At 60.1% G+C, this 25,396-nt stretch carries 19 protein-coding genes; 9 read left to right on the forward strand and 10 right to left on the reverse strand.

Going from position 1 to position 25,396, the window contains the following annotated elements:
• Nucleotides 1-31 precede the first annotated feature (31 nt).
• The gene (gene metR / locus AAIS01_RS01660) at nucleotides 32-949 is read left to right on the forward strand and encodes a transcriptional regulator MetR (protein ID WP_092456541.1); all 918 of its coding nucleotides are present in this window, start codon (nucleotides 32-34) and stop codon (nucleotides 947-949) included.
• Nucleotides 950-1,118: 169 nt separating this feature from the next.
• Here the strand turns inward: metR and AAIS01_RS01665 are convergent, their stop codons facing one another.
• From AAIS01_RS01665 to nosR, 4 genes are all read right to left on the reverse strand, one after another.
• A complete protein-coding gene (locus AAIS01_RS01665; RefSeq protein ID WP_343467520.1) occupies nucleotides 1,119-1,616 on the reverse strand; it encodes a GNAT family N-acetyltransferase in 498 nt (165 codons plus the stop codon).
• On the reverse strand, nucleotides 1,613-2,251 hold the full coding sequence (locus AAIS01_RS01670) for a LysE family translocator (protein WP_343467521.1): 639 nt from the start codon (nucleotides 2,249-2,251) through the stop codon (nucleotides 1,613-1,615). The genes AAIS01_RS01665 and AAIS01_RS01670 overlap by 4 nt, the downstream gene beginning before the upstream one ends.
• Before the next feature lie 24 nt (nucleotides 2,252-2,275).
• A complete protein-coding gene (locus tag AAIS01_RS01675; protein WP_343467522.1) occupies nucleotides 2,276-2,692 on the reverse strand; it encodes an NUDIX hydrolase in 417 nt (138 codons plus the stop codon).
• A 217-nt stretch (nucleotides 2,693-2,909) separates the two neighbouring features.
• Nucleotides 2,910-4,274 carry a response regulator c-di-GMP phosphodiesterase, NosR family gene (gene nosR / locus AAIS01_RS01680; protein ID WP_343467523.1) on the reverse strand — a complete coding sequence of 455 codons (1,365 nt, stop codon included), beginning with the start codon at nucleotides 4,272-4,274 and terminating at the stop codon, nucleotides 2,910-2,912.
• 227 nt (nucleotides 4,275-4,501) lie between these two features.
• Here nosR and AAIS01_RS01685 point away from each other — a divergent pair, with 227 nt between their 5' ends.
• The 6 genes from AAIS01_RS01685 (at nucleotide 4,502) to AAIS01_RS01710 (ending at nucleotide 14,749) form a co-directional block, all read left to right on the forward strand.
• Complete coding sequence (locus AAIS01_RS01685) at nucleotides 4,502-6,778, forward strand: GGDEF/EAL domain-containing response regulator (RefSeq protein WP_343467524.1); 2,277 nt, start codon at nucleotides 4,502-4,504, stop codon at nucleotides 6,776-6,778.
• Between the two features lie 11 nt (nucleotides 6,779-6,789).
• A complete protein-coding gene (locus tag AAIS01_RS01690; protein ID WP_343467525.1) occupies nucleotides 6,790-8,664 on the forward strand; it encodes a putative bifunctional diguanylate cyclase/phosphodiesterase in 1,875 nt (624 codons plus the stop codon).
• A gap of 42 nt (nucleotides 8,665-8,706) precedes the next feature.
• Nucleotides 8,707-9,666, forward strand: coding sequence for a cytochrome-c peroxidase (locus AAIS01_RS01695; RefSeq protein ID WP_343467526.1), 960 nt, complete (start codon nucleotides 8,707-8,709; stop codon nucleotides 9,664-9,666).
• Nucleotides 9,663-11,468 (forward strand): DAHL domain-containing protein, encoded by a 1,806-nt coding sequence (locus AAIS01_RS01700; RefSeq protein WP_343467527.1) that lies wholly within the window; start codon nucleotides 9,663-9,665, stop codon nucleotides 11,466-11,468. Before AAIS01_RS01695 ends, AAIS01_RS01700 begins: the two co-directional genes overlap by 4 nt.
• Nucleotides 11,461-12,867: an ATP-binding protein gene (locus AAIS01_RS01705; protein ID WP_343467528.1), complete on the forward strand. Its 1,407-nt coding sequence runs from the start codon at nucleotides 11,461-11,463 to the stop codon at nucleotides 12,865-12,867. The genes AAIS01_RS01700 and AAIS01_RS01705 overlap by 8 nt, the downstream gene beginning before the upstream one ends.
• A gap of 262 nt (nucleotides 12,868-13,129) precedes the next feature.
• The gene (locus tag AAIS01_RS01710) at nucleotides 13,130-14,749 is read left to right on the forward strand and encodes an FMN-binding glutamate synthase family protein (protein WP_343467529.1); all 1,620 of its coding nucleotides are present in this window, start codon (nucleotides 13,130-13,132) and stop codon (nucleotides 14,747-14,749) included.
• Between the two features lie 63 nt (nucleotides 14,750-14,812).
• Here the strand turns inward: AAIS01_RS01710 and AAIS01_RS01715 are convergent, their stop codons facing one another.
• Nucleotides 14,813-16,234 carry an amino acid permease gene (locus AAIS01_RS01715; RefSeq protein WP_343467530.1) on the reverse strand — a complete coding sequence of 474 codons (1,422 nt, stop codon included), beginning with the start codon at nucleotides 16,232-16,234 and terminating at the stop codon, nucleotides 14,813-14,815.
• A 458-nt stretch (nucleotides 16,235-16,692) separates the two neighbouring features.
• Between AAIS01_RS01715 and AAIS01_RS01720 the strand changes: the two genes are divergently transcribed.
• Nucleotides 16,693-17,151 (forward strand): REP-associated tyrosine transposase, encoded by a 459-nt coding sequence (locus AAIS01_RS01720; RefSeq protein WP_214917504.1) that lies wholly within the window; start codon nucleotides 16,693-16,695, stop codon nucleotides 17,149-17,151.
• Nucleotides 17,152-17,384: 233 nt separating this feature from the next.
• Nucleotides 17,385-20,507 carry a transglycosylase domain-containing protein gene (locus AAIS01_RS01725; RefSeq protein ID WP_343467618.1) on the forward strand — a complete coding sequence of 1,041 codons (3,123 nt, stop codon included), beginning with the start codon at nucleotides 17,385-17,387 and terminating at the stop codon, nucleotides 20,505-20,507.
• A gap of 153 nt (nucleotides 20,508-20,660) precedes the next feature.
• Here AAIS01_RS01725 and AAIS01_RS01730 read toward each other — a convergent pair whose 3' ends face one another.
• The 5 genes from AAIS01_RS01730 to AAIS01_RS01750 all read right to left on the reverse strand — a co-directional run bounded on the left by AAIS01_RS01730 (nucleotide 20,661) and on the right by AAIS01_RS01750 (nucleotide 25,282).
• A complete protein-coding gene (locus AAIS01_RS01730) occupies nucleotides 20,661-21,170 on the reverse strand; it encodes a CS1 type fimbrial major subunit (protein ID WP_343467531.1) in 510 nt (169 codons plus the stop codon).
• Between the two features lie 241 nt (nucleotides 21,171-21,411).
• Nucleotides 21,412-21,894, reverse strand: coding sequence for a CS1 type fimbrial major subunit (locus AAIS01_RS01735; protein ID WP_343467532.1), 483 nt, complete (start codon nucleotides 21,892-21,894; stop codon nucleotides 21,412-21,414).
• Nucleotides 21,895-21,939: 45 nt separating this feature from the next.
• Nucleotides 21,940-22,683, reverse strand: a complete 744-nt coding sequence (locus AAIS01_RS01740; RefSeq protein ID WP_343467533.1) for a molecular chaperone — start codon at nucleotides 22,681-22,683, stop codon at nucleotides 21,940-21,942.
• A gap of 60 nt (nucleotides 22,684-22,743) precedes the next feature.
• A complete protein-coding gene (locus AAIS01_RS01745; RefSeq protein WP_431191892.1) occupies nucleotides 22,744-23,991 on the reverse strand; it encodes a hypothetical protein in 1,248 nt (415 codons plus the stop codon).
• 46 nt (nucleotides 23,992-24,037) lie between these two features.
• A complete protein-coding gene (locus AAIS01_RS01750; RefSeq protein WP_343467534.1) occupies nucleotides 24,038-25,282 on the reverse strand; it encodes a hypothetical protein in 1,245 nt (414 codons plus the stop codon).
• Nucleotides 25,283-25,396: the final 114 nt, after the last annotated feature.

The following is a 25,396-nucleotide window of genomic DNA, read 5'->3' on the forward strand; positions in this document are numbered from 1 at the left end:
TTGATCACGAGTTTTACTCATGGAGCCCACGGTGCTTGAAATCCGCCACCTCAAGACCCTGCATGCCCTGCGCGAAGCCGACAGTCTGGTCGAAGCCGCCGAACGCCTGCATTTGACCCAGTCCGCGCTCTCCCACCAATTCAAGGAACTGGAAGAACGCTTGGGCATGCAGTTGTTCGTGCGCAAGACCAAACCGGTGCGCTTCACCAGCGCCGGCCTGCGCTTACTGCAACTGGCCGACGCGACCTTGCCGTTGTTGCGCAGCGCCGAGCGGGACATCGGCCGGCTGGCCGGTGGCACCGCCGGACGTTTGCACATGGCCATTGAGTGCCACAGTTGCTTTCAGTGGCTGATGCCCACCATCGACCAGTTCCGCGACGCCTGGCCGGAAGTCGAACTGGACCTGGCCTCGGGCTTCGCCTTCGCGCCGCTGCCGGCCCTGGCCCGGGGCGACCTGGACCTGGTGGTGACCTCCGACCCGCTGGAACTGGCGGGCATCACCTACGTGCCGCTGTTCACCTACGAAGCGATGCTCGCCGTGGCCAACCAGCACCGGCTGGCGGGCAAACCCTACATCGTGCCCGAAGACCTGGTCAGCGAAACCCTGATCACCTACCCGGTAGAGCGCGATCGCCTGGACATCTTCACCCGTTTCCTGGAACCGGCCGACATCGAGCCGGCCCAGGTGCGCACGTCTGAACTGACGGTGATGATGATGCAACTGGTGGCCAGCGGTCGTGGCGTCTGCGGCATGCCCCACTGGGCCCTGCATGAATACAGTTCACGCGGTTATGTGAAAGCCAAGCGGCTGGGGGAAAAAGGCTTGTTCGCCACGCTGTATGCGGCGGTGCGCACCGACATGCTCGATGCGCCGTACATGCGCGACTTTCTACTGACGGCCAAGGACACCTCGTTTTCGACCCTCGACGGTGTCAGCGCCGTGCGCTGACGGGCATTCTTCATGTGGCGAGGGGATTTATCCCCGTTGGGCTGCGAAGCGGCCCCCAAACCAGGCAACTCGGTGTGTCAGGAAAATTGAGCTCGCTGTTTTAGGGCCGCTTCGCAGCCCAACGGGGATAAATCCCCTCGCCACAAAAGCTCAATCGTCATGCTAGGTTTTACAGTTCGCGCCACATATGGATCTTGTCGAGGTAGTCCTCGCCCACTCGTATCGCCTGCGGCTCGAGGCCATATTGCACAAAGCCGCAACGCTGATAGAGCTTCAGGGCCGGGGCGTTGCCGGCGGTGACGGTCAGTTGCACCAGGCGCAAAAAGCTGTGGCGGCGGGCTTCGTCGAGGGCCGCTTGCAGCAATTGGTAGCCGAGCCCCCGATGGCAATAGGCGGCGGTGACATACATGCCGAACAGCGTGGCCTTGTGCCGGGCTTTTTCCCGCGGCTCCAGGGACAGCCCGACAATGCCAACCAGTTCATGCTCGACAAACGCCCCCAACAACACATCGAGTCGACTGCTCAGACGTGATTCCCACCACCTCATCGGCATCGCCGCCCGCTCGCTGACGCTGGAGGTGAAGGCCTGGGGATGAAGCGCGTAGGCCTGGAGCATCAGGTCGCGATACGCCTGGGCATCACCCGCGGCGAGCCGTCGAATGTTCACGCCGAACGCCGTTGCTCAAGCATCAGGCGCAACGCCAGCGCGCCGAGCACAAAGCCCATGAAGTAGCGCTGCGCCGCCAGCCAGGTGGGGTTATGGACAAACCAGGCGGCAATGCCGGCGGCGAACAGGGCGATCAGCAGGTTGACGCTGAAACTGACGCTGATCTGGGTCAGGCCCAGGATGATGCTCTGGGTGAACAACGAACCGTGTTCCGGGCTGATGAACTGCGGGAATACCGACAGGTAAAACACTGCAATCTTTGGATTCAGGACGCTGGTGAGAAACCCCATGGTGATCAGCTTGCGCGTCGAATCCGCGGGCAATTGCTGGGCCTGGAACGGTGAGCGTGCGCCGGGCCTGACCGCCTGCCAGGCCAGCCATAACAGGTACAGCGCACCGGCCCACTTCAATATTTCATACGCCATGGGCACCGCCAGGAACACCGCCGTCAGCCCCGCCGCCGCGGCAAACATGTGCACGAAGAAGCCCGCCACCACACCCAGCAGGGAGGTGACGCCAGCCTTGCGGCCCTGGCAGATCGAACGGGAAATCAGGTAGATCATGTTCGGGCCGGGTGTGAGCACCATCAGCAACGCGGCGGCGGCGAAAATCAGCAGGTCCGGCAATGGAATCATGGGCGTCAGTCCTTGAATCTGGGTTCAGCACGTCTCGAGAAGGCTGGCTCGATAAAACGGCAGGATCACTTCGCCTGTCAACGGCGCCAGCAGCAGATCGCTGCCGCTGGCCGGGTCGATCCAGCACACCTCTTCAATCTCGGCGGCGGGAGAAACCGGCGCATCGATGCTCAGCAAAAACACTTCAGCCTGCACGACAAAACCCGGTTCGTTGGCCGCCGGAGCACTGAACACGCCCAGGTAACGGGCCTGTGCCGGATCAATCGTCAGCCCAAGCTCTTCGGCCAGCTCACGGACCAGGGCCTGGACCGGCTGCTCATGGGCCTCGATCTTGCCGCCCGGCTGCATGAAGGCCTGGGTGCCGCGCTTGCGCACCAGCAAGGTCCGGCCGTCCAGCCCGATCAACAGGGCGGCGGCGATGCGGATGATGGGAGTGGTCATGATGAATAAAAGCCCCGGGCAGAAAAATGCCCGCAAGAGTACAGAGCGCAGCGACAGGAGCAAAGCCTGGCACCGCCTTCAGCCTCCACACAAAACCACTGTGGGAGCGGGCTTGCTCGCGAAGGCGGTGGCACATTCAGCATCAATGCAAGCTGAACCACCGCCTTCGCGAGCAAGCCCGCTCCCACAGTTGATTTCGTCGTCTGTCCGAGTTGCATCACCCCAACATCGGCTTCGGCACCGAAGGATCTTCTTCTTCGGGAATTTTGACGAACACGCTGTACCGCGCGCCCTCCATCGATTCGAAAGCGATGAGCTTTTCCACCAGCGGCGCGCTCAGCACCTTGCCGGCGTTGAGCAACAGCATGCCGTTGTCGGCGTTGAGGTTGCGGGCCAGGATCATGCCGGCCGTCAGGTCGCGGGTGGTCATGACCTGCACCGTCGGATCCGACAAGGTCACGTCGTCCAGGTATTCACCACACGCCTTGATGAAGTCCTCCACCATGCCCGGGTCGTACAGTTTGCCGGCGTATTTACGGATATAGACCAGCGCCTCGTCGCTGTTCATCTGCCGCTCCAGGATCAACCCGCGCTGCAGTTCGATGAAGTCCACCGCCAGTTTCAACAGCCGCGAACCGAACGGAATGGCCTCGCCCCGCAGATGGTCGGGAAAGCCGCTGCCGTCCCAACGTTCCTGGTGATGGAGGATGATGCGCGCGGCGTCTTTCATCGGGTCCAGGGTCATCAGCAGCGACTCGCTCTGCTTCGGATAGGCCCGGTAGAGATCAAGCTCGGTGTGGTGCAGCAGGTCGGCGGGCGTGACCATCATGTTGTCGGTCCAGCTCAGTTTGCCGATGTTGTAGAGCGCCGCGGCCATGGTCAGGTCGCGGTCGGTGGACTCATCCAGAAAGTGGAGCCTGCTGTAGACCCGGATCAGCTCGATGATCTGCCGGTTGGTCTGCTTGGCCTTGGGCAGGCGCAGGTTGGCGATCAGCGAAAACACTTCGGTGCCCGTCACATAGCTGCGCTTGAGCTCGTCATAGGCCAGGTCGAGCATGTCGGCGGTCTGCTGCAGCTCGGAGGTGCGCGATGCCACACGTTTTTCCAGAGTGGTGTTGAGTATCCGCAGTTGTTCGTTCTGTTCGCGGTTCAGCGCTTCGAGGCGCTGGCGCTCACTTTCGGAGTGCTGGTGCGCCAAGGCCTGACGCAGGGCCTGCACCAGTTCCTCATCGTTCCAGGGTTTGCTGAGGTAGCGATAGAGCTGACCCTCGTTGATGGCCTTGGTCATCATCTCCACATCGGCATAACCGGTGAGCAGGATGCGCAAGGTCGACGGATAAAGCTTGCGAATCTGCGCCAGCAGCGTGGCACCGTCCATGTTGGGCATGCGGGCATCGGTCATGACCAGGTCGACCGGCCGCTCCTTGAGGATTTCCAGGGCCTTGGCGCCGCTGTCGGCCAGCAGGATCTCATATGGCTGGCTGCGCAATAACCGGCGCAGGCTATTGAGAATCGACTCTTCGTCATCGACCAACAGCACCGTCGGCTTCCTGACCGGTACATCCTGCGATTGATCTTCCATTGCACCCCCCTCCTGTTAACGACCTGTTCTACGCTACCCCCGAAATAGAGGCTAGTAGATTGCGTGAATTTAGACACGATTTTGCCTTGACCGGCCGAGCGCATCCCAATCAGACAGCTATGCTGTAGACCATGAAGGGCCAAGTACAGGCCAGAATACTCATGCCAACGGAAGGGATATCAGATGTATCCACGGTTCAACAGTCAGCATCGCGACGGTGCACGGCCATGAGCCTGCCGATGGAAAGGGCCAACCGGCGGATCCTGATCGTCGATGACACTCCGACGATCCACGAGGATTTTCGTAAGATCCTCAGCCCCCATGCTACCCCTGAGGACAGCCTGAGCAGCGCTGAAGCAGCCCTGTTCGGCGCGCCTGTGGCGGTTGCCAGCCAGAGTTTCGTGCTCGATTCGGCCTTCCAGGGCATGGAAGCCCTGAACAAGGTCGAATCTGCCTTGGCCGAGGGCAAACCCTACGCCATGGCGTTCATCGACATGCGCATGCCCCCTGGCTGGGACGGCCTTGAAACCATCGAACGGCTGTGGCGCGTCGACCCCAAGCTGCAAGTGGCGCTGTGCACCGCCTATTCGGATTATTCCTGGGAAGACATTGCCGAGCGCCTCGAACTGGGCGACCGCCTGCTCATCCTGAAAAAGCCCTTCGATGCCATCGAGATCCGCCAGATGGCCAGCACCCTGACCGTCAAATGGCAGATGACCGAAGACGCGGCGCTGAAAATGGACATGCTCGAACGCGCAGTGCAGGAGCGCACCCGGGAGCTGGCCGACGCCAACATCATCGTGCAGAACAGCCCGACCATCCTCTATCGCCTGCGTGGCGAACCGCCGTTTGCGCTGATGTACATTTCCCACAACATCACCAAGTTCGGCCACGCGGCGGCGCAACTGGTCAACTCGCCGGACTGGGCGCAAACCCTGATCCATCCCGACGACCAGGGCAAGATCGACGACGCCATGGTCCGCGTTTTGAACCGCGACACGGCGGGGGCCTCCATCGAGTTCCGCATGCGCACCGGCGACGGCGCGTTCCGCTGGGTGGAGAACCGCTACATTCCGGTGCGCAACGAACAGGGCCTGCTGCTGGAAGTGGAAGGCATCATTCTCGACATCACCGAACGCAAACTGGCCGAAGAGAAGATCGCCCTGCTGGCCCGCACCGACGGCCTGACCGGGCTGGCCAACCGCGCCACCATGATCGAGCGCTTGCATCAAGCCTTTGCCGCAGCTCGCCGGGGGGCGGCACCGTTTGCGATGTTTTACCTGGACCTGGACCATTTCAAGCGGATCAACGACACCCTGGGCCACCCGATCGGCGACCTGCTGCTGCAGGAGGTGGCCGCGCGCATCAAGGGCTGTACCCGGGAGAACGATGTGGTGGCGCGCCTGGGTGGCGACGAGTTCGCCATCCTGCAACTGGATGTCCACGAAGCGACCCATTGCGCCGCCCTGGCCGCCAAGATCCGCGATGCGTTGGTGGCGCCCTACTCCCTGGACGGCAACGACGTGCGGATCTCCGTGAGCATCGGCATCAGCCTGTATTCCTCCCAGAGCCAAAGTGCCGACAGCCTGATGGCTCAATCCGACATGGCCTTGTACCGGTCCAAGGAAAAGGGCCGCAATCAATACCATTTCCATAACGAGGAAATTAACCAGGAAGTCACTGACCGCGTCGCCCTGGCCAATGACCTGCGCCAGGCCATCGATAACAAGGAACTGCATTTGCACTACTTGCCGGAGGTCGATCTGGGCAGCGGAAAAATCCTGGGCATGGGTGTGCAAGTGCGCTGGAACCACCCTCAGCGCGGCTGGCTGGAGCCGGCGTCGTTCATGCCGGCCGCCGAGAAATCCGGGATGATCATTGGCCTGGGCCATTGGGTGCTGGACCAGGCCTGTCAACAGATGCGCCAGTGGCGGGACCAGGGCATGGCGCCCCCGGTGATCGCCATCGACCTGAGCCTGACGCAACTAAAGACCGGTCCCGAGCTGATCTATGACGTGCTGCGCACCACTGCCCGCTGGGAACTGGCCCCCTGGGATCTGCGCTTTGACGTCACCGAGGCCACCCTGGCGCAAACCAAGTGGACCCACAACGACGTGCTGCCCCGTCTGTGCGAACTGGGCGTGCAAATTGCCATCGACGATTTTGGCACCGAGTACTCCTCGTTCGATTATCTCAAGACCTACCGGGTCAACCACCTCAAGCTCGCCCAGCGCTTTCTCGACAGTGCCAACGCCGATCCCGAGAATGCGATGACGCTGCGAGCAATCATCAATTTCGCCCGGGATGTGGGCATCGGGATCATTGCCGAAGGCGTCGAGACCCAGGAGCAACGCACCACGCTGATGTCCAACGGCGGGGCGATGCAGGCCCAGGGACATTACTTCAGCACTGCGGTCGACAGTGGGCAAGCCGCCGAATTGCTCAAGGCCGGCACCATCGTTCCCGTGACGGACCATTGGACCCGGCCTGCCAGCCAGCTATAGGAGAGCGATCGATGAATCCCATGTCGGTGCCTGCGAACAGGCGAATCCTGGTGGTCGACGACACGCCGGCGATCCACTCGGACTTTCGCAAGATCCTCAGCCCGGGCGCTGGCAGCGACAACTCGCTGGATGACACCGAAAGCCTGCTGTTTGGCACACCTCAGGTCAGCCGCCTGCAATTTCAGATCGACTCGGCCTATCAGGGCGAAGAGGCACTGGAGCTGGTCAAGCGCGCCCAGGCCGAAGGCCAGCCTTATGCACTGGTGTTCGCTGACATGCGCATGCCACCGGGCTGGGACGGCCTGCAAACCATTGAGCGCTTGTGGGAGGCCGACCCCCGGCTGCAAATCGCGTTGTGCACGGCGTTTTCGGATTACTCCTGGGAAACCATGTCCGAACGCATCGAGTTCGACGATCAGTTGCTGATCCTGAAGAAACCCTTCGACACGCTGGAAATCCGTCAGATGGCCAGCGCCATGACCTGGAAATGGCAACTGGCCCAGGATGCGGCAAGAAAAATGCGCAGCCTGGAACGCACGATCGAGGAGCGGGTCCAGGAGTTGCTGAAAGTCTCCCACTTGCTGCAATACGACGTGCTCACCGAGTTGCCCAACAGCATGTTGCTCGGTGATCGCCTGACCCAGGCCATGGCACAGTGCCGCCGGCACGACCGGCAACTGGCGGTGATGTTCATCGGCCTGGACCGTTTCAAGCGTATCAACAACGCACTGGGGCATCCGGTGGGCGACGAAATGCTCAAGCGGGTGGCCCGTGCACTGGCCACAGTGGTGCGTGAATCCGACTCGGTGTTTCGCTACGGCTCCGATGAGTTCGTGGTGATCCTGGGAGACATCACCGACCCGCAACAGACCAAAGGCGTGGCCGACAAACTGCTGACAGCCATCAGCACGCCCCACCCCATCGACGGCCATGACCTGACCGTCACCGCAAGCCTGGGCATCAGCACGTATCCGAGCGACGGTTTCGATGCCGTGGCGCTGATCAAAAAAGCCGAGACGGCGATGCGCAACGTCAAGGAAAGCGGCCCCAACGACTACCGTTTTTTCACTGAGGACATGAACCGTCGGGCGCGACAGCAGCAAACCATCGAATCGGGCCTGCGCCTGGCCCTGCAGCGCAAGGAGTTCGTGCTGCACTACCAGCCCAAGATCGATCTGAGGAGCGGTAAAGTGGTCGGCGTCGAAGCACTGGTGCGCTGGAACCGGCCTGACCACGGCCTGGTTTATCCGTCGGATTTCATCCCCGTGGCCGAGGACAGCGGCCTGATCGTCCCGCTGAGCCAATGGGTGCTCCAGGAAGCCTGCCAACAGGCCTGTCGCTGGCAAGCCGATGGCATGCGCCCGCTCTACCTGTCGGTCAACGTCTCCACCATCGATTTTCGCCAGCGCGGTTTCGTCGAAGGCATCGCCCGGACCCTCAAGGAAACCGGACTCGACCCGACACAGTTAGAACTGGAGATCACCGAAAGCGTGCTGATGCAGAACGTCGACACCACCGTCGCCATCCTCAAGGCCATCAAGCGCCTGGGGATACGGCTGGCCATCGATGATTTCGGCACCGGCTATTCGAGCCTGAGCTACCTGCAGAAATTTCCGGTGGATGTGTTGAAGATCGATAAGTCGTTCGTCGGCGACCTGAGCATCGACAGCAATGACGCAAAGCTGGTGAGCACCATCATCAGCCTGGGCAAGAGCCTGAACCTGCACATCATTGCCGAAGGTGTGGAAACCCTTGAGCAACTGGAGTTCCTCAAGATTCATCAGTGCGAGGAAGCCCAAGGATATTACTTCAGCAAGGCAGTGGAGCCGCAAGCCTTTGCCCTGTGGATGACCGAGTGGGAAAAACGTCAGAACCCGTTCTCGTGAAGACCTGAGTCCATAAACCAGAAGTATCAAGGAAAGTACCCCATGGCATCACGTGGACTGATCCTGGCTCTCGGCCTGCTCATGGGATTGAGCGCGACCGCGCACGCCGAACCGTTGGACGAACCGCTCAAACCGCTGCCCCCCATCCCGACCCTGGACCCCAAGCGCGTCCAGTTGGGCCTGCGGCTTTTCAACGACCCGCGGCTGTCGGTCAACAACACCCTGTCCTGCGCCAGTTGCCATCGCCTGGACAAGGGTGGCGCCGACGACAAACGGTTTTCCCTGGGCTTCGACGGTAAACCGGTGGAGTTCAATACCCCCACGGTGTTCAACGCCAGCCTGAACTTCCATCAATTCTGGGACGGGCGCGTCGATACTCTGGAAGAACAGGTGCACATCGTCGTGACCAGCCCGGCGGAAATGGGCAGCACCTGGGAAACGGTGCTCAAGCGCATCGGCCAGGACCCGGACTACGCCCGGAATTTTGACGATGCCTACCCCGACGGCGTGACGCAGGCCAACATCCAGGGCGCCCTGGCCGACTATGAACGCACCCTGCTGACCCCGAATTCACGTTTCGACCAGTACCTGCTGGGCGATACCGACATCCTGACGCCCCGGGAAAAGTTCGGTTACCAGCGTTTCAAGGAATATGGCTGCATCGCCTGTCACCAGGGTGTGAACATCGGCGGCAACATGTTTCAGAAATTCGGCGTGATGGGCGACTACATCCAGGATCGGGGCAATCCCAGCTCCGCCGACGAGGGGCGCTTCAATGTCACGGGCGACGAAAGCGACCGTCAGGTTTTCAAGGTGCCCAGCCTGCGCAACGTCGCCGTCACCGCGCCCTACTTCCATGACGGCTCTGCTCCGACCCTGGAGCGTGCCGTGGAGGTGATGTTCAAGTACCAGTTGGGCCGTGAGCCCTTGAAGAACGACACGGAACTGATCGTCGAATTCCTCAAGACCCTCACCGGGGAATGGGAGGGCAAGCCGCTATGACCGTCCTGCGTCGCCTCACTCTGGCATTCGTCGGCCTCTTGCTGGTGTCGGTCCTGCTGTTCATGTACATCCAGTCGGCTGCACAGCAGGCCGCCTCGTACATTGAATCCAGGGACTTGATCCGCCTGCTCAAACAGCAGGACGCCATCTGGGACAACGAGGTCCTTAAATCCCGGATCGCCTTGAGCCACAACTATGATCCCCTGGTCTCGCCCCTCAATGAGATGGCGCGTCTGTGGCAACGCCTCGACGCCATCGAATCGGAGCCGGGGCGCCACGCACCTTCAAGCTGGGAACAGGAGCGCGACGAATACCTCAAGGCGGTAAAGGAAAAAACCCGCCTGGTGGAAAAATTCAAATCCCACAATGCGGTACTGCGCAACTCTCTCGCCTTCCTGCCCACCGCCGAAGATGACATCCAGGCCCAGTTCGCCCAGCTTTCGGACACCGATAAACTAGAACTGCAAAATGTCGCCATCGACACCTACGACCTGTTGCTCAGCGCCATGGAGTTCGCTCACCTGACCACCCGTGAGCAAGCCGCCGAAGTGCTGCTGGGCCTGAACCGGCTCGACGTCAACAAGGAGCGCCTGCCGGAGGGCCTTCAAAAATCCGTCGATATCCTGAGCAGGCACATCGCGCTGATCTTGCGCGAACAACCCAGGGTCAATGCCTTGTTGCAGGGAATCGAAGCAGTCCCCGTGGCCAGCCGGCTTGATACCATCACCAATCTGCTGGAAGAAGACCAGGAAAAAGCGGCCGCCAAGCATCAGCGCAATCACAATCTTCTGCTGGTTTTCGCCACGTTCCTGGTGTTGATCCTGATCTGGCTGGCGATCCGGTTGATACGCAGCTTCGCTGAAATCAAACAGGTCAACAACGCCCTGCAAACCGCCAACGACGAACTGGAACTGCGGGTCGAAGAGCGCACCCGCCAGCTCAAGGACACCCAGAGCGAACTGATGGACACCGCCCGTCAGGCTGGCATGGCGGAAATCGCCACCAACGTGCTGCACAACGTCGGCAACGTACTCAACAGCGTGAACATCTCCGCCGACCTGATCAGCCGTAAACTGCGCAGCAGCAAGGCCCTCGGGCTGGGCAAGGCGATGCAACTGATCAACGAACACCCCCACGACCTGGGGCACTTCCTCACCGAAGACGAAAAAGGCAAGCTGTTGCCCGGCTATCTGAATCAGTTGGTGGAAGCCATCGCGGTCGAACAGCAAGGCCTTACCGACGAGCTGGCGCAGTTGAGCAAGAGCGTGGATCACATCAAGGATATCGTCTCCACCCAGCAGTCCTATGCCGGTGCCAACAGCCTGGTGGAGCCCCTGGTGGTCAGCGAACTGCTCGAAGACGCCCTGCGCATGAACTCCGGCGCCCTCACCCGCCACCACGTGACGGTGCTCAAGGAATACGGTGACGTGCCCCGAATCATGGGCGACAAGCATCGCTTGTTGCTGATTCTGATCAACCTGATCAGCAACGCCAAATACGCCATGGCAGGGGTTTCCAACCACGCCCGGAACATGACCCTAAAAGCCACGGTGATCAATGATGAAACCCTGCAGATCAGCGTCAAGGATGAAGGCGAAGGCATCCCGGCTGAAAACATGACGCGGATCTTCGCTCATGGTTTTACCACCCGTAAGGAGGGCCACGGGTTCGGCTTGCACAGCTGCGCTCTGGCAGCCATTGAAATGAACGGCCACCTCACCGCTCACAGTGAGGGGCCAGGCACAGGAGCAACGTTCGTGTTGCAACTGCCCTTGAAACTCGCGGAAGGTGAGCATGAATAATCTGAGCAACCGCCGCATCCTGTTGATCGACGATACACCTGCCATCCATGACGACTTTCGCAAGATTCTCGCTCCGCAGGATCAGGTCAACACCGACCTGCTGGACATGGAAAATGCCTTGTTCGGCGACGCACCGAAACCCGCCGGCACCGTGTTCGAACTCGACTCGGCCTACGGCGGCCAGGAAGGTCTGGGCAAACTGCAACAAGCGCTCACCAAGGAGCGCCCTTATGCATTGGCCTTTGTCGACATGCGTATGCCTGAGGGCTGGGATGGCGCCAAAACCATCGAGGAACTCTGGAAGCACGACCCGTTGCTGCAAGTGGTGGTCTGCACCGCCTACTCAGACTATTCCTGGGACGAACTGCTGGACCGTCTGAACGGCCATGACCGACTGCTGATCCTGAAGAAACCCTTCGACAACATCGAAGTCCAGCAAATGGCCAACACCCTGACCACCAAATGGGAAATGACTTCCCGCGCGCAACTGCAGATGAGCAAACTCGAAGAACTGGTAGAGCAGCGGACCCAGGCGTTCAAACAGGCCAGCTCTCTGCTGCAAATGGAAATCGACGAACGCAAGCTGCTGGAAACCCAACTGGTCCAATCGGAAAAACTCGCCTCGCTGGGTCAACTGGCCGCCGGGGTCGCTCACGAAATCAATAACCCGATCGGTTTCATTTCATCCAACCTCGGCGCCCTCGATGGTTACTTCGGCAAACTTCAGGAAATGCTCCAGGCTTATGACAGTGCCGAACAGGCCATCGCCTCGCCGGAACTGGTGGTGAATCTGAGGAAACTGCGCGAGCAGGTGGAACTGGATTTCCTCGTCGAGGACATTCCCTTACTGATCAAAGAGTCCAAGGACGGCATCAGCCGGGTCGGGCAGATCGTCAAGGACCTCAAGGACTTCTCTCGCGTGGACTCCAACCAGGAATGGCAGATGGCCAATTTGCAACAAGGCCTGGATTCGACGCTGAACATCGTCGCCAACGAAATCAAGTACAAGGCCGACGTGGTCAAGCAATACAGCCCGTTGCCGGAAGTCGAATGCCTGCCGTCGCAGATCAACCAGGTGATCATGAACCTGATCGTCAACGCCGCCCAAGCCATCGGCCCGGAACGCGGCACCATTACCTTGAGCAACGGCGTGCAGGACGAAACCGTGTGGATCGAAGTCGCCGATACCGGTTCGGGCATGCCGCCTGAAACCCTGCAGAAAATCTTCGACCCGTTCTTCACCACCAAGCCCGTTGGCCAGGGTACGGGGCTGGGACTTTCACTGTCCTACGGCATCGTGAAAAAACACCACGGTGAGATCACAGTGCGCAGCGAGGTTGGCGTGGGGACCACCTTCCGCGTGGAGTTGCCGGTGCGGCAGATGAAACAGGCGGTCTGACATACCCGATACACATTTTTTCTGTGGAAAGGCATTTACCTGTGGCGAGGGGATTATCTGTGGCGAGGAGATTTATCCCCGTTGGGCCGCGAAGCGGCCCCAAAGAGTTGCAGGTAATCAGCCTGACAAAACTGGCGGGCGGGTTTTAGGGCTGCTACACAGCCCAACGGGGATAAATCCCCTCGCCACAGGTTGCCCGGCGTTTCGCTGCCAGCGCAGAATGATCCGCTGCCCATCCAAAGCTCAAACCCAAGGAAACCGCATGAGCCTGTCTCTGTTGAGCCGTTACGCTTTTTTTGCTGGCTGTGTGATCTTCACCCTCGCCAGCCTGCCGTTTCTGCAACACGACTGGCTCTGGCCATTCACACTGGTGACCGGGCTGTTGAGTCTGCTGGGACTTTTCGACCTGCTGCAGAACCGCCATGCCGTGCGTCGCAACTACCCGATCCTGGGCAATATCCGCTATCTGGTCGAAGGCATCCGTCCGGAAATTCGTCAGTACCTGCTCGAATCCGACAGCGACGCCCTGCCCTTCTCGCGCGCACAGCGTTCCCTGGTGTACTCCCGGGCCAAGAACGAAAGCGCCGACAAACCCTTCGGCACCCTGATCGACGTTTATCAAGCCGGTTTCGAATTCATCGGTCATTCCATGCGCCCGGCTCCGTTGAGCGACCCCAGCGGTTTTCGCGTGATAGTCGGCGGACCGCAATGCACCCAACCGTATTCAGCGTCGGTGTTCAACATCTCCGCCATGAGCTTCGGCTCCCTGAGCGCCAACGCCATTCGGGCGTTGAACCAGGGCGCCAAGCTCGGCAATTTCGCCCACGACACGGGCGAAGGCAGCATCAGCCCCTACCACCGCGAACACGGCGGCGACCTGACCTGGGAATTGGGCAGCGGCTATTTCGGCTGTCGCACCCCTGAAGGTCGCTTCGACCCGGAGCGCTTTGCCACCCAAGCGCAGAACCCGCAGGTGCGGATGATTGAAATCAAGATGAGCCAGGGCGCCAAACCTGGCCATGGCGGAATTCTGCCCAAGCACAAGGTCACCCGGGAAATCGCCGAAACCCGTGGCATCCTCATGGGCGAGGACTGCGTTTCACCGTCACGCCACAGTGCTTTCTCCACACCGATCGAACTGATGCAGTTCGTCCAGCAACTGCGCGAACTGTCCGGTGGCAAACCGGTGGGCTTCAAGTTCTGCCTGGGCCACCCCTGGGAGTTCATGGGCATCGCCAAGGCCATGCTGGAAACAGGAATTTTGCCCGACTTCATCGTGGTGGACGGCAAGGAAGGTGGTACGGGTGCAGCACCAGTGGAGTTCACCGACCACATTGGCGTGCCGTTGCGCGAGGGCCTGTTGTTTGTCCACAACACCTTGGTGGGCCTGAACCTGCGGGACAAGATCAAACTCGGTGCCAGCGGTAAAATCGTCAGCGCCTTCGACATCGCCAGCGTACTGGCCATCGGTGCCGACTGGGCCAACGCCGCGCGGGGCTTCATGTTCGCCATCGGCTGCATCCAGTCCCAAAGCTGTCATACCAACAAATGCCCTACCGGCGTCGCCACCCAGGACACCCTGCGCCAGCGCGCCCTGGTCGTGCCGGACAAGGCCCAGCGGGTCTACAACTTCCACCGCAACACCCTCAAGGCCCTGGCCGAAATGCTCGCCGCCGCCGGCCTCGACCATCCTTCACAACTGCAACCCAAACATCTGGTACGGCGCATGTCCGCCACTGAAATCAAGCTGTTTTCCCAGTTGCATGTGTTCTTGAAACCGGGGGAACTACTGACCGGTGAGGTGAATGGGGAGTTTTACTCGAGGATGTGGCAGATGGCGCGGGCGGACAGTTTTGAGCCGCGGGATGTGGCGGCGGCATAGCGGTAAATGCCAAAAAAAAGCCCCGATCTTCTGATCGGGGCTTTTCGCTTGACCGTCGACGACTTAAGAAGCAGTCCCTATGGAGCCCTGGGCATCACCGCTCGGCTGCAACTTGAAGGTGTAGAACAACACCGTCAGCAACACCAGGAACACCGGCCCCACGTACAGCGCCACCCGCGTATCCGGGAAGTAAGCCATCAGGCCCACCACCAGCACCAGAAATGCCAGCGCCAAATACGAACTGACCGGGTACAGCCACATGCGGTATTTCAGGGCCGCACGTTCCGAAGCGCTCAGGCTTTTACGGAATTTCAGCTGGGCCAACAGGATCATTACCCAGGTCCAGATGGCGCCGAAGGTGGCGATGGAGGTCACCCAGACGAAGACTTTTTCCGGCACCAGGTAGTTGAGCAGCACGCCCAGCAGCAGCGCGGCGATGGACAGCAGCAATGCCCGGCGCGGCACGCCGTTGGCCGAGGTGGTGGCGAAACCAGCCGGTGCCTGGCCATTCTGCGCCAGGCTGTAGAGCATCCGCCCGGTGCTGAAGATGCCGCCGTTGCAGGACGACAGCGCCGCGGTGATCACCACGAAGTTGATGATGCCGGCGGCGGTCTTGATCCCCAGACGCTCGAAGGTCATCACGAACGGGCTGCCCTGGGTGCCGATCTCGTTCCAGGGGTAGATCGACAGGATCACGAACAGCGCACCGACGTAGAACAACAGGATCCGCCAGAACACCGAACCAATGGCGTTGGGGATGGTTTTCTGCGGGTTCTTCGCCTCGCCAGCGGTCAAGCCGATCATCTCCACGCCCAGGTAAGCGAACATCACCATTTGCAGGGACATCAACACACCCTGCATGCCGTTGGGCATGAAACCGCCGTGCGTCCAGAGATTGGAAATACCCAGGGCCACGCCGTCGTTGCCGAACCCGAAGGCGATAATCCCCACGCCGCCGATGACCATGGCGATGATGGTGACGATCTTGATCAGGGCGAACCAGAACTCGAACTCACCGAAGGCCTTGACCGCGATCAGATTGATCGAGCCCATGCTGATCAGTGCCGCCAGGGCCCAGATCCAGCGGGGCACGTCGGGGAACCAGATACCCATGTACACCGCCACCGCGGTGATTTCCGCCACGCAGGTGACCAGCCACAGGAACCAGTAATTCCAGCCGGTCAGGAAGCCCGCCAGCGGCCCGAGGTAGTCCTGGGCATAACGACTGAACGAACCGGCCACCGGATTGTGCACGGCCATCTCACCGAGCGCGCGCATGATCACCAGGATCGCCAGGCCGCCGATGATGTAGGCCAGCATGATCGCCGGGCCGGCCATTTCGATGGCCTTGGCCGAGCCGAGGAACAACCCGACACCGATGCAAGCGCCGAGCGCCATCAGGCGGATATGCCGCTCGCCGAGTTCACGTTTGAGCGGACCACCCTGAGCGGTCTCGCCATGGGGCAGATGATTGCCGACAGGCATAGGGATACAACCTCGTTTTGTTATTGGATTGACCACCGAGTCTCCAAAGCCACAAGCCGATAGGCCTGCCACCTTGCCGAAACCGGGTCTGTTTTGTGGACAGACCGTCCTGTAGAACGAAAGTCGCAGGATCAGCGGGCCGTGCAGTATAAAAAGCCGGAGGTAGAGAGTTTCACTGTAAAACCAGGAAAAATCAGGGATAAACCTTATCCATAGGCCTGCATATGGAGACGTATTGCCTGGGATTACAGCCAATTCGCAGAACGGCGCCGAGTATTGCACAGCTATGGTGCAGCGTCATACCTGGGCACATGCCGAGGGCTCTAGCGCAAGGCTCTTTGGCTGCATCGCCACAGGAGCTACAGAAGTTTCGGAATATTCGTTCGACCGTTTCAGCTTCGAAACGACAGCGCCATGGCTAAGCTGCACTCACCCCTCTCTATCAAAGGAAGCAAGGAATGCATCCACACCCCAATTCCCATCGCTTGCGTCGAGGACGTTACTCGGAGCATGGACGAGCCTATCTGGTGACCGCCGTTATTCATCGACGGCGCCCGGTGTTTGCGGACTGGAAAGTTGGAAGACTGTTGGTCGCGGAACTAAAACGCGCTCATGATTCCGGCCAGGTGAAGTCCTTGGCCTGGGTGGTCATGCCGGATCATTTCCATTGGCTGCTGCAACTCCTCGATAACCAACTAAGCAGGGTCATCGGCGCTACAAAAGCCCGATGTACCCATAGCGTCAACAGCGCGACCAGTGCTTCTGGTCCTCTCTGGCAAAGCGGCTTCCATGACCGTGCGATCCGCGACAACGAAGATCTGCTGCCCTTCGCCCGCTACATCATTGCCAATCCACTTCGTGCAGGGCTGGTGGATCGAATAGGCGATTACCCACTCTGGGACGCTGAATGGCTTTGAAGCCCCCAATACCCCTGTGGCGAGGGGATTTATCCCCGTGGGGCTGCGCAGCTGCCCTTCTGACCTCATGATCTTGCGCCTGCTGCGCCGTCGAGCGGGGATAAATCCCCTCGCCACAGAGGAATGTTGCCGCGGCCCTGGACATTGGCTTACCCACAATTTCCCGCCGCCCACGCCACCACCGTCTAAGCTTCAAGCAAGTCCCGATCAATGCGTGAATGGATCAGTCGACTATGGGCGCGTTATGGCAAACCGATTCGAGTAAACCTGTGGGCCCGACTGAACGTATGGAAGAAGCACCTTTACCTCAAAAAAAACGCCGGACAGGGCATGGCTGGCGAGCGTTCTGGTTATTGCTGTTGATTATCGTGGTGGTGGTCGGCCTGGCGGTGGCCAAGGAAATGCGCACGTCCAGGTTTCAGGCCAGGGAGATCAGCCGGTACGCCGCGTCTCTGACCTATTCGGTGCAACCGGGCCCAAGCGATGCCATCGTCTACCCTGGGGCAGGTCCGTTCGACCGGCGGTTGGGCTACAGCTCGTTGGGAGAGTTCCTGCCGCGGCTGCTCAAGCGCGATTACGTGATCCAGGCCCAGGCACGGTTTTCCCCGGCCTTGATGGCCTACGTCGACAAGGGCCTGTTTGCCCCCTACACGGAAAAGATCCAGGCCGGCCTGACGATCACCGATTGCCGCGTCGCGCCGCTGTACCAGTTCAAGTACCCGCAGCAACTGTACGCCAGCTTCGAAGCCATCCCCCCCGTGGTGGTGCAAAGCCTGTTGTTCATCGAGAACCGCTTTTTACTCGATCCCAAGCACCCCCAGGCCAACCCGGCGGTGGACTGGCCGCGCTTCGGCATGGCGGCGTGGTCCCAGGTGGCCAAGCTCCTGAGTTTGCCGGGGCAGTCCGCCGGGGGCAGTACCCTGGCGACGCAGTTGGAAAAATATCGTCACTCTGCCGATGGCCTCACCGGGTCGGGGGCAGAAAAAATCCGTCAGATGATTTCCGCCAGTGTGCGGGCCTATCAGGCGGGCCCACAGACCCTTGAGGCTCGACAGAAAGTCATCCGCGACTACCTCAACAGCGTGCCGCTCTCCGCCGTACCGGGGCATGGCGAAGTCCACGGCATGGCCGAAGGTTTGCGGGTCTGGTACGGCGCCGATTTCAACCGAGCCAACGAACGCTTGTCCAGCAACGCGACAGATCCCGACAGCCTTGCGGAAAAAGGCCTGGCCCTGCGGGAAATGCTATCGCTGATGATCGCCCAGCGCCGCCCGTCCTATTACCTGTCCAAAGGCCGTGACGAACTGGCGCGCCTGACCGACAGCCACGTCCGGCTGCTGGCCCAGAACGGCGTGATCGACGCCTCCCTGGCCGAAGCAACCCTGGCAAGCAAGGTCAGCTATCGCGACTGGGTGCAGCAACCCACCCTCCAACCTAACGAAATCAACAAAGGCATCAGCGCCGCCCGCAGTCGTCTTGCCACGCTGCTCAACCGCTCATTTTATGACCTCGATCGCCTGGACCTCTCCGCCACCAGCACCTTGCAAAACGACTTGCAGACCCAGGCCACCGATTACCTCAAGCGCTTGGCGGACCCGGCGTTCGCTGCCGAAATCGGCCTGATGGGCGAACGTCTTCTGACGCCTACCAGCACCGCCCAGGTGCGCTACAGCTTCACCCTGCTGGAGCTGACTCCGGACGGCTCGCGCGTGCGCGTGCAGACCGACAGCACCGACCAACCCTTCGATATCAACGAAGGCAGCAAACTGGAACTGGGCTCCACCGCCAAGTTAAGGGTGCTCACCACCTACCTGCAGATCATCGCCGAACTGCACGAACGTTACGCCCACGAGCCCCCGGCTGCGTTGAAAAAAGCCGAGATCGCCGATCAGGACCGTCTCTCCCGTTGGGCCGTCGATTACCTGATCCAGCACAGCGATCGCAACCTGCCGACGATGCTTGAGGCGGCGCTGGATCGCACGTATTCAGCCAGCCCCGGCGAGGCGTTTTTCACCGGCGGTGGGCTGCACACCTTCAATAATTTCCGTAGAGAAGATAACGGCCGTAATCCCACCTTGCGCGATGCCCTGCGCGAGTCGATCAACCTGCCATTCATTCGCCTGATGCGTGACCTGGTGCGCTACGCCACGTATGCGGGTCCCAATAGCAGCTCGGAGCTGCTCAAGGACGACAAGAATCCACGCCGCCAAGAGTACCTGGCGCAGTTTGCTGACCGCGAAGGCACTACGTTCCTGCTCAAGTTCTGGAAGAAATACCAGAAAAAAGACACGGGCCAGCGTCTCGAAACCTTCCTCGACGGCATGCGCCCCACGGCGATCCGCCTGGCCGCCGTACACCGCTACTTCTTTCCCGGCGACAGCCAGGAAAGCTTCAACCACTTTGTGCGTTCCCACCTCAAGTCGGCCAAGAGTGCCGAAAAGCTCACCGACGAACGCCTGGAACGGCTCTACCGCAGCTACGGCCCGGGTAACTATGACCTGCCCGACCAGGGCTTTATCGCCAAAGTCCATCCGCTGGATTTGTGGTTGGTGGGTTATCTGCTGAACAACCCCGAGGCCACGTTCAGCCAGATCGTCAAAGCCAGCCGGTTCGAGCGCCAGGAGGTCTACAGCTGGCTGTTCAAGAGCCGGCACAAAAGCGCCCGGGACAGTCGCATCCGGACCATGCTGGAGGTCGAAGCCTTCCTTGATATCCACCAACGCTGGCAGAAAGTCGGCTATCCGTTCGACCATCTGGTGCCGTCGCTGGCCACCGCCATCGGCAGCTCCGGCGACCGCCCCGCCGCCCTGGCGGAACTGGTGGGCACCATCCTCAACGACGGTATCCGGCTCCCGGCGCTGCGCGTCGACAGCCTCGACTTCGCCGTCAATACCCCTTATGAGACGCGGCTGATCAGCGACCCGGACAACGGTAAACGGGTGATGCCGGTGGAGGTGGCCCAGGCCTTGCGCAGTGCGTTGTCCCAGGTGGTCGATGCCGGCACCGCGAAACGTGTGGCCGGCAGTTTCACCCTGGCCGACGGCACACCGTTATCGATGGGTGGCAAGACCGGCACCGGCGACAACCGCATCGAAGCCGTTGGCGCCGGTGGGCGCGTGATCAGCTCCAAGTCGATCAACCGCACCGCCACCTTTGTGTTCTACATCGGTGACAGCCATTTTGGCACCCTCACCGCCTATGTACCGGGCGCCTCGGCGCAGAACTTCAAGTTCACCTCGGCCTTGCCGGTACAAGTACTCAAGGGCATGGCGCCGTTTCTCTCGCCCTACCTGCAACCGGGCAGTCATACCCAGTGCATGCCGTTGGTGGCGGGGCAATCAATCACGTCAATGTAGGCAGATGAGCTGTGGCGAGGGGATTCATCCCCGTTGGGCTGCGCAGCAGCCCCAAGAAAGCATGCCATCTCCACCGTGGTGTCGGCTTTTAGGGCTGCTGCGCAGCCCAGCGGGGATGAATCCCCTCGCCACAAAATCAGGGTTGACCCCAGATCAGGGATTGACCCGAGGCACAGCATCGAAGATCACGGTGAAGTCAGCGTTGTACATGCCAGGAGAGAGCGGGCGAGTCGGTGAGTTCGCAACAACGATACGCATCTCGGCCTGGGTACCCGGCGTGGACGTGGCATCGTCAACGACTTCCTTGGGCCGGTCGTCCAGAAGTACACCGTTGAATAAAGCGCTCAGGGAGACAATATCGACACCGTTGGTCAAGTGGATGGCCCCTGTACTCGCCCCGTTCTCGATGTAGGCGTGGATCGAACCATCGGTGTTCTTTACGTCAAAGGTGTGGCGTATAGAGGTGAATTTGTAGGTAAGGGGGTTGTAGTACATATATTCGTCCTTACCAAAATCCGGATTCCGGGGCTGCACGTGAAACTGCTGGGTTGGAATGTTCGCCTCGATATGGATGGATGAACGTGCATCATCGGCGCCCAGTGCCAGCGGCGAACTCAGGGCGGCAGCCCCCAAAACAATAACGGATACAACTTTCTTGAACATGCTTGATACCTTTTTGTAGTAATAAAAAGCGCAGGAGCAAACTTGCCCCCACCATCACTGACCCAACCCCCCCCCGTGGCGAGGGAGCTTGCTCCCGCTGGGTGGCGCAGCCGCCCCCGCTCTTCCCTGAAACACTGTCGGCCTCTGGACGGGTTGCGTCTGCTACGCAGCCGAGCGGGAGCAAGCTCCCTCGCCACAGGAGCGTTGGTTCAAATGATCTTTGCCGCAGGGTTCGGGATTGCTACGGCGCGGTAGCGTCAAACACCATGTGCACGGTGCCGTAGTAGTCCCCCGGCTCGTAATCGTCATCGGGCCTGATGGCGGCAATTTCCAGCGGCACCTGGCGTCCGGGCCTGGCTTCGGTGGCCGAGACCACCTGGGCCGAATCCAGGGTCAGTGCGACGCCATTGAAGGTCACCCGCAGATCAATGCGCTCACGTCCATTGGACAGATACGCCTCTTCTCCCAGGCGGGCACCGATGGCGCCGTTGGTGTTCTTCACCTCATAGGTGGCCCGCAACGGGCTGAGGTCACCGGTAATGGTGCTAAAGGGCAAGCGCTGTTCTCGCTGGACCAGTTGCGGGTCGAGGGGCACCACATGAAATTCGGCCGTCGGGATGGTCACGTAGACCTCGAAGGTTTCCCGTTCGACCGCGCCCCAGGCCTGGGCCCAGGGCAACATAAGGGCGCTCAGTGCGAGGGGGCGTACCAGTGTCTTGAACATATTTGATTACCTGTGGCGTCAACGACGGTTCGGCGACGGCAACCGTCAGCCTTTGATCTCGACGTTTTTCTTCTCGTTGCCTTCGATCAGCGTGAAGCGATATTCGCGCCCCGCCTCCTTGTCGAACGAAAACGTCCGGCCGGCCATGATGTGGTGCTTGGTGGTGGGCCGGCACTCGTTCTCCATCTTCGCTTCGCAGTCCTTGAACTCATCGATCACCACCACGCTGTTGCCGTTGTTGCGCATCTGATAGCGAGTGGCGCTGTCATCGATCACGGTCTCGAAGCGGGTGTCCTTGGGCCGTACAAAGAACACCGTGCCGTAACCCGCCAGTACCTTGACCCCTGCCCCCAGGCGCTCCTTCTTGTATTCCTCGCGCTCCTCCTTGCTGATGGCGAACTCGTCTTCGGCCTCCGGCACCACCGGCACGAAGCGCACGCGGAAGTACCGTTCCTTGTCGCGGTTGCCCATGAACAGCAAACGCGTGCCCTGCACCCCGTTGGCCGGCACAATCAGCCGCGCCGGGCTGGCCATCAACCCGTCCTTGGCCTGGGCACTGGCCTGGTTTTGTAGCGGCACTTCCTGGTAGCTGCCGTCCTCGTTATAGATAATCTCGAGGATGTTGACCTTGACGAACGCCGTGGACGTACCGCCATTGAATATCCGCTTCATGTAGGTCGTCTTGTTACCGTCCAGGTAGTCGTAGACCACCCCGACGCCGATCTGCGGAGCGGCCTGGGCCACGCCGCAAAACAGATAGAGTCCAACCCATGCCAATAGATGTTTCATCGCTTTTCCAACCTCATGCATTTAACGCAACTCACTAAAAAATCCTGGCCGACCGGCCGCTTACACTTCCGAATCCCAGACCACGGTGACATTGCCGCTGTAGGCTTTTGCACCAGAATCCAGCATCTCCTCGACGCTGCTCCGGCCGACCTCGAAGTGCAGCGTTCCGGCTTTGCGGTCGAGGTAAAAACCCGGCTGGAACAGCTCGGTACCGCTGCCGTCGCGCAACAATGGGCGACGGTTGACCGGTTGTCCGCCGGCATCCGTCAGCCCCTCGGGCAGGGTGACGCTGACGTTCACCGGGACAGCGTGGTCGGTGCCGGTTTCAGAAATCGCACAAGTGTTGCCGCTGACAGCCTGGCATTCGATTGCCATCTTGAAACGCGAGGACGTCGAGATATGGAACCTCTGGTCACGAAACAGGCGCGACGGTTTGCTCCCGCTGTTCAGCCAGGCCTGCCAGCCTTCCGGGGGCACCAGCTCGACCCGGTTACCGCCGGGGGGTACTTCCACTTTGAGGGCATGCTCCACATCCAGCTTGAAGTTGAGTGTGAGCACCGAGTCATCGGGGATCATGACGTCGCCCATGTCCAGATCCTGCCCCGGGCCAACGCCATAGGACACAGAACCGATGTATTGACCGGACGACATTCTCAATGGATTGGGTGTGCGCAGCTCATAGGCAAAATTCAAGCCGTGGTAAGTCATGCTGGGAATCAGGTAACTGGCCCTTTTGGCACACACTCCTTCGACCGGAGTCCTCCAGAAAAAGATGTATACGAGCGTATTCAGACCCGAGTGACCCGAGGATTGACAGGGCGAAGGGGCATACCTCCAGGGAGAACCGCCCCAAAGCTTCGAATGGGCTGTTCCCATATCCACGCCGCCACCGACCAGGTCGATTACGCTAACAGGGAGCTGGTAGTACGACCCTATGCCAGCTATGCGTACTTGGACGATTTCCGTTTCACCGGTCCCCATATTGATCACCTGCGCCGGACGCCAGGTGGCAGGCACATGGAACATCGCCCCCTGCCGGGAATCGCTGTGTCCCGGCTGGATGGGTGCGCTCGAGTGGGCCTGGAGCAGGAATTGCACACTGTAGATTTTCTCCCTTTCACAGAGCGCTGCATAAAGCTGGCAATACCCCGAAGCGGGCGTCGTGTTGAGGAAGGTGTTGTCATTGGGCTTCGAAGGATCCGGCCTGTAGACTGCGGTGATATCCTTGCTCGCGGCACTGGCCGTCGAGGCGCACGCCAACAACACCACTGAAACCACACTACGCACTGCCATCGGTAAATGTTTCATCGATACCTCACCGTCCTTTCGCCTCAGGCTGGACAATCCATGCCCTTTAAACTTCCGAATCCCAGATCACCGTGACGTCGCCGCTATAGCGCGTGGCGCCGCCGTCCAGTATCTCTTCGACGCTGCTCTGTCCAACCTCGAAGTGCAGCATGGCGGGCCTGCGATCGACATATAAACTGGGCGAGAACAACTCGGTGCCACTGCCATCGCGCAACAGCCGGCGACGGTTGACCGGTTGCCCGCCGGCGTCCGTCAAGCCATCCGGCAGGGTCACGCTGACGTCCACCGGCACGGTGTGGCCGGTGCCGGTCTCGGTAATCGCGCAGGTATTGCCGCTGATGTGCTGGCATTCGAGCCCCATCTTGAAACGGGAAGAGGCGGAGATATGGAAGCGCTGGTCGCGGAACAGCCGTGTCGGTTTGCTTCCATTATTGAGCCAGGATTGCCAGCCTTCCTGGGGGACCAGCTCGACGCGGTTGCCACCGGGGGGTACCTCGACCTTGAGGGTGTGTTCGACGTCGAGCTTGAAATTGAGAGTGAACACGGAATCGTTCGGAATCATGATGTCACCCATGTCGATGTCCTGCCCTGGCCCGACGCTATACGTCAGCGAACCGGTGTATCGCCCGGACGACATTTTCAAGGGATTAGGAGTACGAAGCTCGTAAGCGAAATCCAGGTAGGAAAATCTGAGCTCGGGAATCAAGAAGTAAGCCTTTTTGGCACAAGAGCTTTCTACCGGAGCCTTCCAGAAAAATGTGTAGACCTTCGAACCAGCAGACCCTACCCCGCTGTATTGGCAGGGCGAGGCGGCATATACCCAGCCGGAACTCCATAACATTTCATGAGCCCTCAGGAAGCTCACACCTCCACCTACCAGATCGACCGCATTCTGGGAAAGTTCGTATCGCGAACCGAAACCGGTCCAGCGCACTTCAACGGTTTCCGTCTCTCCCGTATCCGCATGGGTAACCTGTAATGTTCGCCAATTGGCAGGCACTTTAAACATCGCACCTTGTCGATGGTTTGTATGAAGGGCTTGAATGGGACCGGCCGAAGCGGCGGTCAGCGGTAAACGAATGCTGAACATCTTTGTCGTCCGGCATTCCGCCGGAAATTGTGCGCAATAACCACTGACGGGTGTGGTATTGAGAAACGTATTCTCTTGAGGCTTCGAAGGGTCAGGCCTGAACACCGCACTGACGTCCTGGCTCAGCGCATTGGCCACCGGCACGCAAGCAAGCAACAACAACGAAACCACGCTGCGCACGGCTACCGAAAAAGGTTTCATCTATACAACCTCATACATCAATGCGAATCCCTGCAAGTTGGGGGGAAAACTTCACCGTGGGAGCAAGGCTTGCCCGCGATGCAGGCGCCCCGCTCTCCTGGTGAGTTGGCGTTA

The organism is Pseudomonas halotolerans (assembly GCF_039581215.1).
Lineage (GTDB): Bacteria > Pseudomonadota > Gammaproteobacteria > Pseudomonadales > Pseudomonadaceae > Aquipseudomonas > Aquipseudomonas tehranensis.